The 13,188-nt window shown below is 63.0% G+C and carries 20 protein-coding genes; 12 read left to right on the top strand and 8 right to left on the bottom strand.

Features of this window, described 5'->3' with window-relative positions:
• Nucleotides 1-299 precede the first annotated feature (299 nt).
• The 3 genes from ABIB91_RS08275 to ABIB91_RS08265 all read left to right on the top strand — a co-directional run bounded on the left by ABIB91_RS08275 (nt 300) and on the right by ABIB91_RS08265 (nt 1,280).
• Nucleotides 300-503, top strand: a complete 204-nt coding sequence (locus ABIB91_RS08275) for a hypothetical protein (protein WP_354167487.1) — start codon at nt 300-302, stop codon at nt 501-503.
• A gap of 127 nt (nt 504-630) precedes the next feature.
• Complete coding sequence (locus ABIB91_RS08270; protein WP_007591705.1) at nt 631-885, top strand: hypothetical protein; 255 nt, start codon at nt 631-633, stop codon at nt 883-885.
• A 248-nt stretch (nt 886-1,133) separates the two neighbouring features.
• Nucleotides 1,134-1,280, top strand: coding sequence for a hypothetical protein (locus ABIB91_RS08265; protein ID WP_354167490.1), 147 nt, complete (start codon nt 1,134-1,136; stop codon nt 1,278-1,280).
• Between the two features lie 4 nt (nt 1,281-1,284).
• On the opposite strand, the gene ABIB91_RS08260 is transcribed toward ABIB91_RS08265, so the two are convergent.
• Complete coding sequence (locus tag ABIB91_RS08260) at nt 1,285-1,866, bottom strand: bifunctional transcriptional activator/DNA repair enzyme AdaA (RefSeq protein WP_354167493.1); 582 nt, start codon at nt 1,864-1,866, stop codon at nt 1,285-1,287.
• 323 nt (nt 1,867-2,189) lie between these two features.
• Between ABIB91_RS08260 and ABIB91_RS08255 the strand changes: the two genes are divergently transcribed.
• Both ABIB91_RS08255 and ABIB91_RS08250 read left to right on the top strand, forming a co-directional pair.
• Nucleotides 2,190-2,408 carry a nuclear transport factor 2 family protein gene (locus ABIB91_RS08255; RefSeq protein WP_245285861.1) on the top strand — a complete coding sequence of 73 codons (219 nt, stop codon included), beginning with the start codon at nt 2,190-2,192 and terminating at the stop codon, nt 2,406-2,408.
• Nucleotides 2,409-2,488: 80 nt separating this feature from the next.
• Entirely contained in the window at nt 2,489-3,406 is a 918-nt protein-coding gene (locus ABIB91_RS08250) for a DMT family transporter (RefSeq protein WP_354167497.1), read from the top strand.
• Between the two features lie 127 nt (nt 3,407-3,533).
• On the opposite strand, the gene ABIB91_RS08245 is transcribed toward ABIB91_RS08250, so the two are convergent.
• Entirely contained in the window at nt 3,534-3,884 is a 351-nt protein-coding gene (locus ABIB91_RS08245; protein ID WP_354167500.1) for a zinc ribbon domain-containing protein YjdM, read from the bottom strand.
• Nucleotides 3,885-4,098: 214 nt separating this feature from the next.
• Between ABIB91_RS08245 and ABIB91_RS08240 the strand changes: the two genes are divergently transcribed.
• Both ABIB91_RS08240 and ABIB91_RS08235 read left to right on the top strand, forming a co-directional pair.
• Nucleotides 4,099-4,635 (top strand): helix-turn-helix domain-containing protein, encoded by a 537-nt coding sequence (locus ABIB91_RS08240; protein WP_219683916.1) that lies wholly within the window; start codon nt 4,099-4,101, stop codon nt 4,633-4,635.
• A gap of 301 nt (nt 4,636-4,936) precedes the next feature.
• Nucleotides 4,937-5,584 carry a cell envelope biogenesis protein TolA gene (locus ABIB91_RS08235; RefSeq protein WP_354167504.1) on the top strand — a complete coding sequence of 216 codons (648 nt, stop codon included), beginning with the start codon at nt 4,937-4,939 and terminating at the stop codon, nt 5,582-5,584.
• 3 nt (nt 5,585-5,587) lie between these two features.
• Here ABIB91_RS08235 and ABIB91_RS08230 read toward each other — a convergent pair whose 3' ends face one another.
• Nucleotides 5,588-5,845 carry a hypothetical protein gene (locus tag ABIB91_RS08230; RefSeq protein WP_157158545.1) on the bottom strand — a complete coding sequence of 86 codons (258 nt, stop codon included), beginning with the start codon at nt 5,843-5,845 and terminating at the stop codon, nt 5,588-5,590.
• Between the two features lie 271 nt (nt 5,846-6,116).
• Between ABIB91_RS08230 and ABIB91_RS08225 the strand changes: the two genes are divergently transcribed.
• A complete protein-coding gene (locus ABIB91_RS08225; RefSeq protein WP_354167507.1) occupies nt 6,117-6,392 on the top strand; it encodes a hypothetical protein in 276 nt (91 codons plus the stop codon).
• Between the two features lie 107 nt (nt 6,393-6,499).
• Here ABIB91_RS08225 and ABIB91_RS08220 read toward each other — a convergent pair whose 3' ends face one another.
• Nucleotides 6,500-7,294 carry a lytic transglycosylase domain-containing protein gene (locus ABIB91_RS08220; protein ID WP_354167510.1) on the bottom strand — a complete coding sequence of 265 codons (795 nt, stop codon included), beginning with the start codon at nt 7,292-7,294 and terminating at the stop codon, nt 6,500-6,502.
• 204 nt (nt 7,295-7,498) lie between these two features.
• On the opposite strand from ABIB91_RS08220, the gene ABIB91_RS08215 reads away from it, so the two are divergent.
• Together ABIB91_RS08215 and ABIB91_RS08210 are read left to right on the top strand one after the other, a co-directional pair.
• Nucleotides 7,499-8,506: an acyl-CoA desaturase gene (locus ABIB91_RS08215; RefSeq protein ID WP_354167513.1), complete on the top strand. Its 1,008-nt coding sequence runs from the start codon at nt 7,499-7,501 to the stop codon at nt 8,504-8,506.
• A gap of 189 nt (nt 8,507-8,695) precedes the next feature.
• The gene (locus ABIB91_RS08210; protein ID WP_007591679.1) at nt 8,696-9,166 is read left to right on the top strand and encodes an SMI1/KNR4 family protein; all 471 of its coding nucleotides are present in this window, start codon (nt 8,696-8,698) and stop codon (nt 9,164-9,166) included.
• A gap of 102 nt (nt 9,167-9,268) precedes the next feature.
• Here ABIB91_RS08210 and ABIB91_RS08205 read toward each other — a convergent pair whose 3' ends face one another.
• Nucleotides 9,269-10,312, bottom strand: a complete 1,044-nt coding sequence (locus ABIB91_RS08205; RefSeq protein ID WP_354167516.1) for a hypothetical protein — start codon at nt 10,310-10,312, stop codon at nt 9,269-9,271.
• Between the two features lie 348 nt (nt 10,313-10,660).
• Between ABIB91_RS08205 and ABIB91_RS08200 the strand changes: the two genes are divergently transcribed.
• Nucleotides 10,661-10,951, top strand: coding sequence for a hypothetical protein (locus ABIB91_RS08200; protein WP_007591676.1), 291 nt, complete (start codon nt 10,661-10,663; stop codon nt 10,949-10,951).
• A 380-nt stretch (nt 10,952-11,331) separates the two neighbouring features.
• Nucleotides 11,332-11,838 carry a hypothetical protein gene (locus ABIB91_RS08195; protein ID WP_007591674.1) on the top strand — a complete coding sequence of 169 codons (507 nt, stop codon included), beginning with the start codon at nt 11,332-11,334 and terminating at the stop codon, nt 11,836-11,838.
• A gap of 141 nt (nt 11,839-11,979) precedes the next feature.
• On the opposite strand, the gene ABIB91_RS08190 is transcribed toward ABIB91_RS08195, so the two are convergent.
• From ABIB91_RS08190 to ABIB91_RS08180, 3 genes are all read right to left on the bottom strand, one after another.
• Entirely contained in the window at nt 11,980-12,495 is a 516-nt protein-coding gene (locus tag ABIB91_RS08190; protein ID WP_354167519.1) for a ParB N-terminal domain-containing protein, read from the bottom strand.
• A 279-nt stretch (nt 12,496-12,774) separates the two neighbouring features.
• The gene (locus ABIB91_RS08185) at nt 12,775-13,023 is read right to left on the bottom strand and encodes a DUF2442 domain-containing protein (protein WP_354167522.1); all 249 of its coding nucleotides are present in this window, start codon (nt 13,021-13,023) and stop codon (nt 12,775-12,777) included.
• Entirely contained in the window at nt 13,004-13,171 is a 168-nt protein-coding gene (locus ABIB91_RS08180; protein ID WP_354200681.1) for a DUF4160 domain-containing protein, read from the bottom strand. Before ABIB91_RS08180 ends, ABIB91_RS08185 begins: the two co-directional genes overlap by 20 nt.
• Nucleotides 13,172-13,188: the final 17 nt, after the last annotated feature.

Below are 13,188 nucleotides of genomic sequence, written 5' to 3'. Positions count from 1 at the left end.
AGTCTGACCAGACAGTCTTGGCCAAACAGTCTTGGCCAAACAGTCTTGCACGAAAAGGCACGCCGCGCGCCGATTGTTCGGAGGACGGTGTGGCAGCGCAATGGCGCAATTCGGCGAAAGCGGGCTTTTCGACCAGGTGTTGCGCGGCGGCAACGCGGGTTCCCATCGCGGTTCCACCGGCGCTTGCGCGCGGGCGGTGTAGAAAATTCGATAAAGACGAATATTTTGGCGCCGGCCGGCGTAAGGGTGTTTCGCCCACACGTTGCGCAACCTTGTCACGGTCGGCGCGTTAGGCGCCCATGACGCACTCCTCGCTTCGTCCGATGGACGCCTTCGACCCCACCGAGCCCGCCATCCTGCACGACCAGCTCTCCGATACGATCATCACCTGGACCGCTGAGCTGGCCGATGATTTCAGGCGGGCCAGCCGGCCAGGCGGTGACGGAACCGTGATCTGGAAGGACTACGTTTTCGACGGCTGGGGCCATGTGCTCGGCGGCTGAGCCCCGCCCACGCGCATTAAACATATTGCCATGCACTCGGCGCGTTGTTGCGTTGCAGCAGTGCATGTCGCAATGCAGCAAAATGCGCTTAGATGTGCTCCGAACGTTTCATTCAGGAGCATCACCCATGAACAAGAAGACTCTGTCGATCGCCGCCGCCATCCTGACGATCGCTGGCAGCACCGTGGCTTTCGCCGCCGAGCTGCCGACTTACGAGGCCAACGGTTTTCCGGTGTCCCCGATGCAGGTGCGCGTGCTCGGTGCCGCGCATGTCGAGCAGCAGGCCTCGGCGCCCACCACGATCGCTTCGGTCCACCAGACCCGCGTTCTGTCGCCGCGCAAGATGAAGACCGCTGATGTCACGACGGGCAGCGCCCGCTGATTTGGGGGCGCCACTAGCCAACATCAAGTCAACGTGATGCAGGCTCGTTTTCTCCGAGCCTGCCCGGACCGCGTTCCCTTTCGGGAGCGCGGTCTTTTTTTGGCGCAGCGAGTGATGATCACGTGCCACTTGTGTACGGCCGTTCAAAGCGAGTGTGATCTCTTTAATAGTTGCTTTGCAGATCGCGGCACTTGATGCGGCCGCCGCTTATTGAGCAGCCAAGAATCATTTTTCATAATGGAGTAGTCATGCCCGTTGCACAGAAAGCCGTTGTTGCAAGCGTCTCGCCGCGCGCGTTCATTCTCAGGCATCTCGCGTCGTTCGCAGCCGCCGCGCTGTTCGTGTTCGTGCTCAGCCTGACGTATGGGCTTGATCTTAGCCCCGGGTTTTTCTGACGGGCTACGCATGCTTCGATAAGCGCAGGCTCGACGGCGAGCGGCCGTAGAGCTCTGCGAAGGCGGCGTTGAAACGGCGCAGGCTGCCGAAGCCGGCCTGGAATGCGATGTCAGCCATGGTGTGATCGCCGGCATCGAGCAGGCGTTTTGCGCGCTGGACGCGCAGCGTCTTCGCAAGCTGCTGCGGCGTGGTGCCGACGTGACGCTCGAACAATCGCGCCAGATGACGCGAGGAGATGCCGAGCCGCATCGCGAAAGACACCACCGAATCCTCGTCGAGCGCGCCCTCATTGATGAGCTTCACCGCGCGTGCGACCGTCGAGCGCGTGCCGTTCCAGGCCGGGCAGAACGGTGCGGTCTCGGGACGGCATCGCAGGCAAGGGCGGAAGCCTGCGGCTTCGGCCGCGGCGGCTGACGGATAGTAGGAGACGTTGCGCGTCAGCGGCTGCTTGGCCGGACAGACCGGGCGGCAATAGATGCCCGTGGTCTTCACCGCCGTGAAGAAGCGGCCGTCATAGCGGGGATCGCGGCGCAGGCGCGCTGCATTGCAGACATCAAAGCTCAGCATGGCCTGATGATAGCGCATGGCCGCGCAGGCGAAAGGGCCGCGGGATGACCGAGTCCGATTGCGGCGAGCCGCGATGGGCAGGGCGGCTTAGAAAGCCGCCCTCGACGCAAGCCCCCCTGCGATGCCAGTCTTGGAGCCCGGCGTGACCAGCCCGAAAGACATCGTCCTCAACGCCTGGAAGATTGTTTCAGTATGCGACTCGATGCGCATCGCCGCGCTGTTCACCGACGACGCTGAGTGGATCGCGCCGAAGGGCAACGCCACCGCGGTCGCGCTCGATTACACCGACCACATGATCCGCGCGCAAGCGATCGCGCGCTTCATCGCAGGAGATGCACAGGATGTTCTCCGGGATCGATATCGGCTTTCGCGGCGTCTATGCCGACGGCGATGTGGTGATCGTGGAGGAGCGGATGCGCGCTACACTTGCCGGGGGAGCGCGTTACGAGAATGACTATAGCTTCGTGTTCACGGTGGCCGGCGACAAGATCCGCGAGGTGCGGGAATACGTGGACACGCGCAAGAGATGGCGGATGGTGTTCGGCGAGGAGGCTCGATGAGCAGGCATATTTTCCGCCGCGTGCCAGCCCTGCAACCGCATGGGTTGAGCCTCGTCGCTTGCTGACATAAGGCATGCTCCATGGATCAGCGAACGAGCGCCGACGCTCTCATTCGGAGGAACGATCAGGCGCCGGCCCTTGTCGGCGTGCTCTGCGGCCTCGCCGCGGCGGTGTTCTGGGCGCTTGGCTTCGCCGGCACGCGGCACGGCCTCAAGGTCGGCTTCACGCCGGTCGATCTGCTCGTGCATCGCTATGTCTGGTCCGGCATCGCATTCCTGCCGTTGGTGGTACGCGGCGGAATCTCCGATCTCTGCGGCATCGGTTGGGGCAGGGGCCTTGTGCTGATGGTGCTCGGCGGCCCGGTGATGTCGCTGATCTCCTACACTGGTTTTCTGTTCGTGCCGCTCGGCCATGGCAGCGTGATCCAGCCCTCCTGTGCGACGCTCGGCGGCCTGCTGCTCGCGGCCCTGTTCCTGAAGGAGCATGTTTCCGCGTCGCGCATCGCCGGCGCTGTCGTCATCGTCGGCGGGCTCGGTGTGATCGGCGCGGAATCGATCGGCCATATCGGCGTCGACGGCGTGCTCGGCGATCTGACCTTCGTGCTGACCGGATTGATGTTCGCAGGTTTCGGCGCGCTGCTGCGCCACTGGCGTGTCTCCGCCGTGTCGGCTGCGCTCGTCATCAACGTGCTGTCGCTGCTGCTGTTGCCGATCTACCTCATGACCGGCGGGCTCGCGCGGATCGCGGCGATCGGTATCGGTGAGAACGCCATTCAGGCGCTGGCGCAGGGCGTGCTTGCAGGTCCCGCTGCGCTTTATCTGTTCGCCGTCTCGGTGCAGCACCTCGGCGTGGCCCGCGCCGCCGTTGTCCCCGCCTGCGTGCCGGCGCTGACGGTGCTCACCGGCTGGCTCCTGCTCGGCGAGCCACCGACACTATTGCAGACGGCGGGATTGGTGACGGTGCTGTGCGGATTCTATCTGGCGCAGCGGCAGCGATAGATTGCGGCCTCCGCACGGCGCTTACCATTCGATGGCGGCAAACTTGACGCCGCGACAGGTCAGCTCCCGCCCGAGCCGCTCGGCGCGTTCGCTAGCGGATTTGCCCTGGCGAGTCCGGGGGCTCGGCTTACGCCTTCCTCACGAACTCCGATTTCAGATTCATCGCGCCGATGCCGTCGATCTTGCAGGCGATGTTGTGGCCGTCGGTCGCGTCCTGCAGGTGGATGTTGCGGACCTTGGTGCCGCCCTTGACGACGGAGGACGAGCCCTTGACCTTGAGATCTTTCATCACGATGACGCTGTCTCCATCGGCGAGCGCATTGCCGTTGGCATCGCGCACGCCGGCCTCCTGCGCGGCATCCGCGGCGGCCTCCGCCGTGCCGCTCCATTCATGGCCGCATTCCGGGCAGACCCAGAGGCCGCGATCCTGATAGGCGTGCTCGGAGTTGCAGGTCGGACATTTCATCGCGTCGGTCATCGTTCGCCTCGTCGCCCGTCACGGGCGCGCCGCACGCTTTCCGCCGGAAAAAGATGGATTGGGAGCAAATCCTTTACCATGGCTTTCAGTCCTTGGGGAACCCTTGGAAATTTAGGAGTTCAGGAAAAAATCTGCGGTATCGAGGTCCGGGATTTTTGCGGCTGCGTCGGTTCGACGTCGCTGCGCAAGGAGCGTCCAGGAGCCACGTCCCGTCATGAGCGAGCACCGCGCCGCAGTCAGACATCACATTTTGCGGACCGGCATTGTCGAGTTCGACAACGGCACCGGCAAGACCATCAGCGCACCCTGCACGATTCGCGATGTCTCCGGCACCGGCGCGCGCCTCGGCCTCAACGCCTCGCTCTGGGTGGCCGAGCAGTTCACGCTGGTCTTCAGCAGCGGACTGCGCAAGGACTGCCGGGTCGCCTGGCGCAAAGGCAGGCTGATCGGCAGCGCGTTCGTGGACGGCTATGCAAGCGCGGATGAGCAGGCCGTGATGATGACCGCGGACGAGCAGTCCCGGCACCGGCTCGGGATCGGTGCGCGCCTCAAGGCTGCGCGCGAAAAGCGCGGCTACACGCAAGGCCAGCTCGCCGAGCTCATCGGCGCCACGCCCGCCTTCGTGTCGCTGGCCGAGCAGGGCCAGGCGGACATTCCGCTCTATCAGCTGATGCACATCGCTGATCTGCTGATGGTCGGCCTCGACGGGCTCGTCGCGGGACCGGCGCCTGAGGATGTCAACGCGGCGTAGGTGACGACCTGTCAAAACAAAAACGTCGAAAACAACCCCATGCACAGTAGAAATCCCGAGGGATTTCAGAATGTTGCAAATCCGAAAAATCATTGACGATGGGCCGTAGCCCGGATGGAACGAAGCGCAATCCGGGAATCCTGCGGGGGCACCGGTCCCGGATTACGCTGCGCTCCATCGGAGCTACGGCCTCAAATCCACTTCGGTGATACCGAATCGAATTTGACTCGTCGGGCAAAACAGGAGCAGTATGGCATGATGGCGCCGCTGGAAGCTGGTGGCTCGCCAGCTGCGGAGCGACATGCCGAAAAAAGCAAAACCAAAAAGAAAACTGAAGACCTTCCAGACCTCGCTCGGCTTCTACGACCAGGCGATCGCCGCGCCCTCGATGAAGGCAGCGCTGGACGCCTGGGGCGCCAGGTCCAATCTGTTTCATCAGGGCGCCGCGAAGGAGACTGACGACCCCGACATCGTCGCGGCGACCATGGAGAAGCCGGGCGTGGTGCTCAGGCGTCCGGTCGGATCGGATGGGGCGTTCACCGAGCATTCTGAGTTGCCGACCGATCTCGCTGACGACGCGGCCAAGCCGAAGCGCAGGCCGAAATCCAAGCCGAAAAAGAGTCCTTCAAAGGCTGCAAAGCAACCATCCCGCAAGATCGACGATCAACAGGCGCGCAAGGCCGCCGCGGCGTTCGCGAAGGAAGAGCGCCGGCGGGAAGCCGAGCGCCGCAAGGAGGAGATCGCTCGCGCCAAGGAGCGCGCGCGCCGCGAGAAAGCGGTCGCGAGTGCACAGGCGGCGCTGGACGAGGCGAGGCGGGAGCACGAGGAGCGGGCGGAGGCGATCGACGCGGAGCGCGCTGCGCTCGATGGGCGTGCCGAGGCAGAGCAGAGCCGGTGGGACAAGCAGCGGATGAAGCTGACGGAGGCGGTGCGACGTGCGCGGGAGTAGGGCTCAGCCGCGCGCTTCGAGGCAAGCGCGGACCTTGTCTGCCTGCGCGCGGGGCACGGCATGGGCGCGCCACTGCTCGCGCGTGGCGCCCGCTGCGGTCAGGCACCGGCCGATGTTGCGATCGTAAGCGTCCTGGGACATGCGCTCGCGCTTGGCCTGGCACGCAGCGTTGCCGCCACACTCGTAAACGGGGGCAGCCTTGGCCATCGAGATACCCAGGGACAAAAACGCCACGACGAAAAATGCCATCGGCTTGTACATATATCCCCCAAAGGCTGGAATCGATTTGCTTCAATCGCCAGACGTTTAGCGTGTTGGATCGCTGTTTGCAATCCTGGCGAGAGCGGAGTCGATCAAAGCGCAGCACGCTGCGCTGGAGAGCGCGCCGAGGCGGAGCAGAGCCGGTGGGACAAGAAGGATGAAGCCGACGGAGGCGGTGTGGCCGGCATCGGTCATTCCGGCAAAGCTTGATCGCAAATTCGCTTGCCTTGCCTGGCGTCCTTTTGCACTCTGGCGGGAAGGAGACCAACGCATGAAGATCATGACTGTCGCGTTTGCGCTCGGAACCGCCCTGGTGCTGTGCAATCTCGGAATATCGGATGCCGACGCCCGGACGCGGAAGGCTCGCGTGGTGGATGAACAACGGCTGAGGGTGGATGTCCCCGTGCTCAGGCCGACGCCGTGGGATTACAATATTGTTCCGCGTTATCGTTATCGCCCGGAAGACGACCGGGTCGATCCCTACGGCCCGCCGCTGGTGTCGTCGTGGGTTCGGTATGAGGGCTGGCGGTGGCCGTATTGGTGGTGATCCCGTAGCCCGGATGGAGCGCAAGCGTAATCCGGACCATCCGCATCGCACGATCGCCCGCATGGCACGAATCCCGGATTTCGCTTGCGCTCATCCGGGCTACGTCCTTAATCGTCGTCGGCCGCAAGCCGCTGAAACTGCCGCTTCATCGCGTTGACCCTGGCGATATAGCTCGCGACGAGGTGATCGCCGCAGCGCTCGTCGGCGATCATCGCAAACTTGCGGCGTGCGTAGGCCATGGCGGGGCCTGCGCCGCAGAGATGGATGAAGGCGGCGAGATCCTGCCGCTCGCGCGCACTCGCCTTCACATCGCCCGCGCGGGCGAGAACATCGGCGACATTGCGGTCGAGATACACCGATGCCAGCTCGATCGCGTGGCTCGGGATCGCGCGGCTATAGAGGAAGGGAGACCCGCAGCCGGCTTCCGTGACCGCGTTGCTGCGAATACAGAACCGCGCAGCGTCGGCATAGGCTGCGTCCAGCATCTGGAAGAGGCCGACGGCACTCGATGCGGGCCGGTAGATCGCGAGGGGATTAAAACTCCATCGCCAGCGCCAGTAGGTGCGCGCGAGCGGATTGCCCGATGTTTCGACCTGCGCCAGGGCGGCCAGCAATTCGGGCGTGATCGTCGCGGTGGCATGCTTGCGGAACAGCGACCCGTATTGCCGCCAAGTCTCCGATGGCTCCTTGTCGAGCGCGTGGCCGACAAGGACGAACAGCTCGGTCGGCTTGCGCATCGTTTGATAGGCGATGTTCACGAGCGCGACGACCGCAAGCAGCATCGCCACGGCGCCCCCGATCTGAACCATCCGCGGTGCGCGCGCGAAAGTCTTTCGCATCCATCGCGCGCTACGCCTGAGCTTGCGAAGGCGAGAGAGGAGGGGCTTGCTTCGTCCTGGCATCGGTCTTCTGGGAGTGCATTGCGGAGGCTTTGTAGCTGGTTAACGCGGTCACCAGCCCTTGAAATCCGGCTTCTTTTCTCTCTGGTCGCGTCTTTTCAAGTCGCCGCTCCGTACTCCCACGGCAGCTCGTATCCTTGATGGAAATAACCCGAGGTTGTACTGTGCGCCGCAACAGGGTTAATTTTGTGTGAATGGATCGTTGGAATGACCGTCATTGAAAGCGTGGTGTCGGCGGAAGCTGCGGAGCGGAAGATGCCGCCGGGCGTGCTGGTCGAAGGGCCGGTGGTCGACGCCAAGTTTCGCGATTCCTACATCTCCTTCGTCATCATGATCAGCGGTTCGATCGCGGCGCTGGTCTGGGCGTTCTGGCAAGGCATCGGCTGGGTGGAGGTTTCGGTCTTCGCCGGCACGTTCGCGCTGTCCACGGTCGGGATCGGCTTCATGCATCGCTACTTCGTCCACCGCAGCTTCCGCTGCGGTCCGGTGATGCGGACGTTGTTCGCGGCCATCGCCACCATGGCGGTGCAGGGCTCGATCCTGAAATGGGTGAGCAATCATCGCCGGCACCATCTTCACTCCGACAAGCCGGGCGACGTCCACAGCCCTTACTATGACGGCGACGGCAATCCCTATGTCACCTTCGCCAAGGGGATGATGCATGCGCAAGGCGGCTGGGTGTGGGATCAGGCCACCACCGATGCCGGATACTACGCCAAGGATATCCTGGCCGATCCGATCGCCATGTTCTTCACCAGGACGCGCTGGTACTGGTACGCGCTCTCGGCGATGATCATTCCGGGCGCGATCGGCTACGCCTTTGGCGGCGTGCACACCATGACCGGCTGCATCCTGTTCTCCGGCCTGTTCCGCAGCTACCTCATGACCATGGCGACCTCGCTGGTCAATTCGGTCTGCCACAGCGACGGCCGCTATGGCTACCGCCGCTTCGATCTCGACGACGGCACCACCAACGAGTTCGTGACCACGATCCTCACCTTCGGTGAAGGCCTGCACAACAACCATCACCGGTTTCCGCGCGACGCCTACATCTCGCACGCCTGGTACGAGATCGACATCAACGGCCTGATCATTCTCGGGCTCGGGAAGCTTGGCCTCGTGCACGACATTTTCGCGGCTGGGAGCAGAACGCGTCCCTCTGGCGGTTCAGACGGCGGAGAACGTTCAGTGGCAGATACCGAAGCGATCGTCTAAAGGCTGTAGGATGGGTAGAGCGGAAGCGAAACCCACCAATCGCCGTCATCGCACGATGGGTTTCGCAAGTGCTCTACCCATCCTTCGGGCTCGGTGCTCGACTACGCCATGGATTTGGCCACACCGATCTAGTGGTGTGCTCACTAGCGCGGGCGCTTTGATGGCCCACGGGGCACGAAGTTTAGGCCGATGAACTATCTGGATCTCATGGACGACCGACGGACACCGGCGCCCTCCAACGCCATCCGCGCGCTGGAGCAACACATCGGTGCGCCGTTGCCCGCGCCCTACAAGGAGCTGCTGGCGCAATCGGACGGCGGCGGCTTCGACCGCTGCGGCGTCGAGCTGCCTTGGCGCAACGACCGCACCGTTTTGGACGTGCTATTCACGACGCATCCGACCGACAGCTACGGCGTCATCGACAATTACGATGTGTATCGGAGCATGAATCGAATCCCCCGGCTGAGCTGCCCCTTCGCACCCGATCCCGGCGGCGACCTGTTCCTGCTGAGTCTGGAGGAGGACAGTTATGGGCAGGTCTTCTACTGGGATCACGAGCATGAACCGGTGGACGGTGGCGACATGTTCGCCGATTTCCCGAACACAAACGAACTCGCGCCCGATCTTGAAACCTTCATTCTCGGCTTGGGAGAGGGGTGAATGGATATGCAGCTAGTAGGATGGGTTGAGCCCTTGCGAAACCCATCGCTTCTGTCGATTAGCTAGCGATGGGTATCCCTTCGCTCCACCCATCCCGCGGGCTCACCAATCCGGATCGCCGTAGTAGGGATCGACCATATAGGGCGGGGGCATCCAGGGCCCTCGCGACGGCCGGGGCCGCCGCGGTGCGGCCGCCTGCGCGTGCGGCCGTGGAGGCGTAGCGGCATCGTTGTTCATCACGCTGCGCGCGGCGGGTTTCGCGGATGCAGGTGCGGATGACGATGCGGACGACGTCGTCGGCTCCTTTTGCAGCGCCTGGACCTGTGCGGCGAGGCGTGCGTTAGCCGCCGCATCCTTCTCCTGCGCCGCCTTGAGCTGCTGAATGGTGTCGGCCTGCTCGCGCAGCGTCTGTTCGTTGCGGCTTTTCAGTTGCTCGAGCTTTCCGTTGATGTTCGCAAGCTCGCTGGTGATGGTCTTGAGCGATTGCGCGAGATCAGACGACGACGGGTCAGGCGTCGTGGCGCCCGTTCTTGAAGCGTCGGGTCTTGAAGCGTCAAACCCTGCATTGCTCTCCGTGTCCTTGCCGACCGGCGGCGCGGGCACCGTGCCGGGCTCATCCGCGGCAGCCAGCTGCACGGCCGCCGGTTGCGCCGGACTTTCAACCGCGGACGCTTGCGGAGGCCGAGTGGCGGCCGGTGGAGCCCATCGCGCCATGATCGATTTGGTCATCGACCCGGCCTGATCGCTATATTGCGAAGCGAAGGCTGCACCGAGAATGCCGATCGCCAGCACGAGACCGACCAGAGCACGCAGCATGGGCCGATCTCCCTTCAGGCCTTGGTTGCGAACCTCGCTATCTGGCGCCGGCGCCGCGGCCTTGGGAGTCTTGTCCTCGGGAATCTTGTCCTTGGGAGCCTGGATAGTCTCCGCACCGGCGCTTGCTCGCGAGACCCGCGGGCCTTCGCTGCCGCGTTCCATTCCGGAAACCAGCCGGTCCAGCCGCGCAAGGTCTTGCTCCGCGCTCTTGATCCGGTCGTAGGCCCGCGCCAGCCCGCCATCGGCGCGCACCTCGTCCGGCTTGGGAGCGTCCGGCTTAGGGGCATCAGGCTTGTGATCGTCAGGTTTGGGGTCGTTCGTCTCGGGCACCGATGCGCTCTCGATCCAGTCGGCGTCAATGGGAGTGCTGCAGTCCGATCGTTGGAACGATAGGTCGCGCCGCTGTCCAACACAACGCGCGTGCGAAGGAGAAATTATGGCGGGCTTCGGGGGCGGGCGTGGGCGTTGCCGAACCGGCATGCGTCGCGAGCGTCAGGTACATGACCGAAAGCGGTGTGGCTCCCGCTGATGCCCTATGTAGGTAAGCGTGACAGTTTCGCTGTCTCGTTATGAACTCGGCCGCCAGATCGCAACGGCCCGCATTGTTCTAAATCAACAAAACCCGCTGATTGGAGAATTACGCTGACGCACCGTTCCAATCCAGGAAGGAGAGTGGACATGTCGCGCCGAACCATCGTTTCACTTACCGCATCCGCAATCATTGGCATCGCCTGCATCGCGACTGTTTCGACCGACGCCTTCGCGTATCGAAGAGGCGTCGGGGTTGGTCGAGTTGGTGTTCATCACGGCGGTGTCTATCGCGGTGGCGTCTATCGTGGTGCAGCCGTGCGCCGCGGAGTTGCCGTGGGCGTCGGAGCTGCTGCGGTTGGTGCGGCAGCTTACGGGGCTTACGGAGCCTACGGCGGCTATCGCCGCTGCGGCTACGAACCTTACCCGCCCTGCTACTAGCCGGTCTTGTAGCCGGTCTTGGCGCAGCGGCCAGAGCACCGATGGGTCGGCTGTGCGCGGAGCACCTCTCTCCGAGCGGGGAGAGGTGATTCGAGTTCCGGGCCCGCACACACGGGATCCGGGCTGTGCTCGCTTGACCGTGCGTATTGGCGTGTCTGTTGCTCGACAGGTCGAATTCTAGCGAGGCGTGCGTGCCATCTTCGCCGGCCGCCACCATGAGAGGTTGAACGCCGAAAAGTCGATCGCTGCGTGCATTCGCGGCGGCCGGGAAAAAGCGGCAAAATTGCGGCTGTCAAGGATACATCAGGGTAGAACGGAGCTTATCCCCGTAATAAACCCAATGCTGTTAGGGGTTCTGGGTGCGTATGGGAGGATCAATAATGGCAAATGTCGAACAATTGCGCAGGCGGGACGGAGTGAACCTGGTCCAGCTCGAGGAGGACATTGCATCGATACGCTCGGGAAGCTCTCTTGCTTCCATTGCTCTGCCTGATTACGTCGAGCACACCGCGGGCGTGACGCGCGTCGGCGCGCTCAGTGCAGAGGCGGTCGTTCGGGACTATGAGTCCGCTGCAAAAGAGATCGAGGCCATGGGCACCGAGTTGATTGACGCCGCGCAAAAATGCGAGGCGCTGACAGCCCAGGTCCATGATGCGATCGCCTTCATGCGAGAAACGGCGGCGGAGTATCGTGAAGAGGGTCGGAAGATCTTCAGGCGCATCGAAGAATGCGCGCTGTTCACCGAAGACGTCCGCAAGACATGCGAACAGGTCAAGCGCAGGATGGTCGACGTCTCGCTTGGCTCATCGTCCAACGAGGAGTTCGCATCGCAACAGCCCGAGTTGAACGGGATCGCCGCCAAGGTGTCGATGAGCGAGATACGGTGAGGCGGGCGTAGATAGCCGTAAGGTGGGTTGAGCTCTAGGTCGTAGGATGGGCTGAGCCCTTACGAAACCCATCATCTCTCTCCGATCGAGCGGTGATGGGTATCGCTTCGCTCCACCCATCCTACGAGCTGGAGCCAACAATCAATAGCGGCCGCCGTGGCCCTTTTGCTGCGTGATCCAGTCCGACAATGTTTTCGGTGTCGATCCCACGGTCCGGCCCGGTGATGCCTTCGGATTGTCGCGAACGCCTTTCGTCGGACGGGTGCGCGGCGCTTCCGTTCCGTTGACGCTCTTCGAGCCAGCCATAGATGCTTCCGCAGCTTCCTTCTCGAGGCGCAGCTGTTTCAATCGCGCCATCTTGATGCGCTCTGCCTCGACTGCGGGTCCTTCGGACAGCAGCCGCCTGTGTTGAGCGACCTCCGCCGGGACGATGACACCGATAATGGTTGTCTCGCCGAGCGCCTTGCAGGCTTCGAGCCGATGCAGTCCCTCGACCAGAACGAGGCGGTCTCCGTCGAGCCGGACGGAAATGGGGGCCTGCTGCCCGATGTCCAGCATGCTTTCCGCGATCTCCCCGACGATCTCGGGCCTGATCGCTTTCTTCTGCTTCGTGGGAACGAAGATCTTCTCGATCGGGAAGCTTTCCGGTTTGGGCATAACTTGACTCCGCTTCTACCGGGCCCGTCGGAACCGATGCCGGCGGTGGTCGGAGTTTAGGAGGGAAGGGCTCGACGGCAAAGGTAATTTCGGCAGCGGGGTGTTAATGAATCGTAGGATGGGTTGAGCCCTTGCGAAACCCATCCCTTCTGTGGATTTGGCGGCGATGGGTATCGCTTCGCTCCACCCATCCTACGAGCTGTCGCCGCAATACCGAGCATATGTCCCTGTCGTAGACCTCGGGCTTTGCCTGCAGCTTCAGCGCAAGGCATCGGTCATTTAGGCGGCGTGTTCCGTGGATCGCGTTACATCGCCGCGGCCCGCGAGAAGGCCGGCAACGGAGATATCTTCGTCAAGCGCTTGCCAGTGCAGGCCGACGCGGCTGAGCTCGACCTGGGTGCGTTCGTCTGGCGTTGCATGGAGCAGGCGCGGAAACCACGCAAGCGGGATCCCGAGTGTCCTTCCATCGGACAGTTCGACCCACATCGTGTGTTCGTCAAAGCGAACGCTAGTTGCCGAAATGGTCATGCCAGGCCTTCAGAAGAAGCTCGCGGTTGTCTTCCACGACGCGCAGGATATTCGAAAGTTCCCGCGGATTGAAGCCATAACTGTCGGCTATTGATATGCCAGGCTCAAGCCAAATCTTGGCGTCCCGGCCGCCGCCTTTGACATGAATATGGGGCAGCTCGGGTG

This window comes from Bradyrhizobium sp. JR4.3, from assembly GCF_040547695.1.
GTDB lineage: Bacteria > Pseudomonadota > Alphaproteobacteria > Rhizobiales > Xanthobacteraceae > Bradyrhizobium > Bradyrhizobium canariense.
This window is presented reverse-complemented; position numbering and strand designations above follow the sequence as displayed.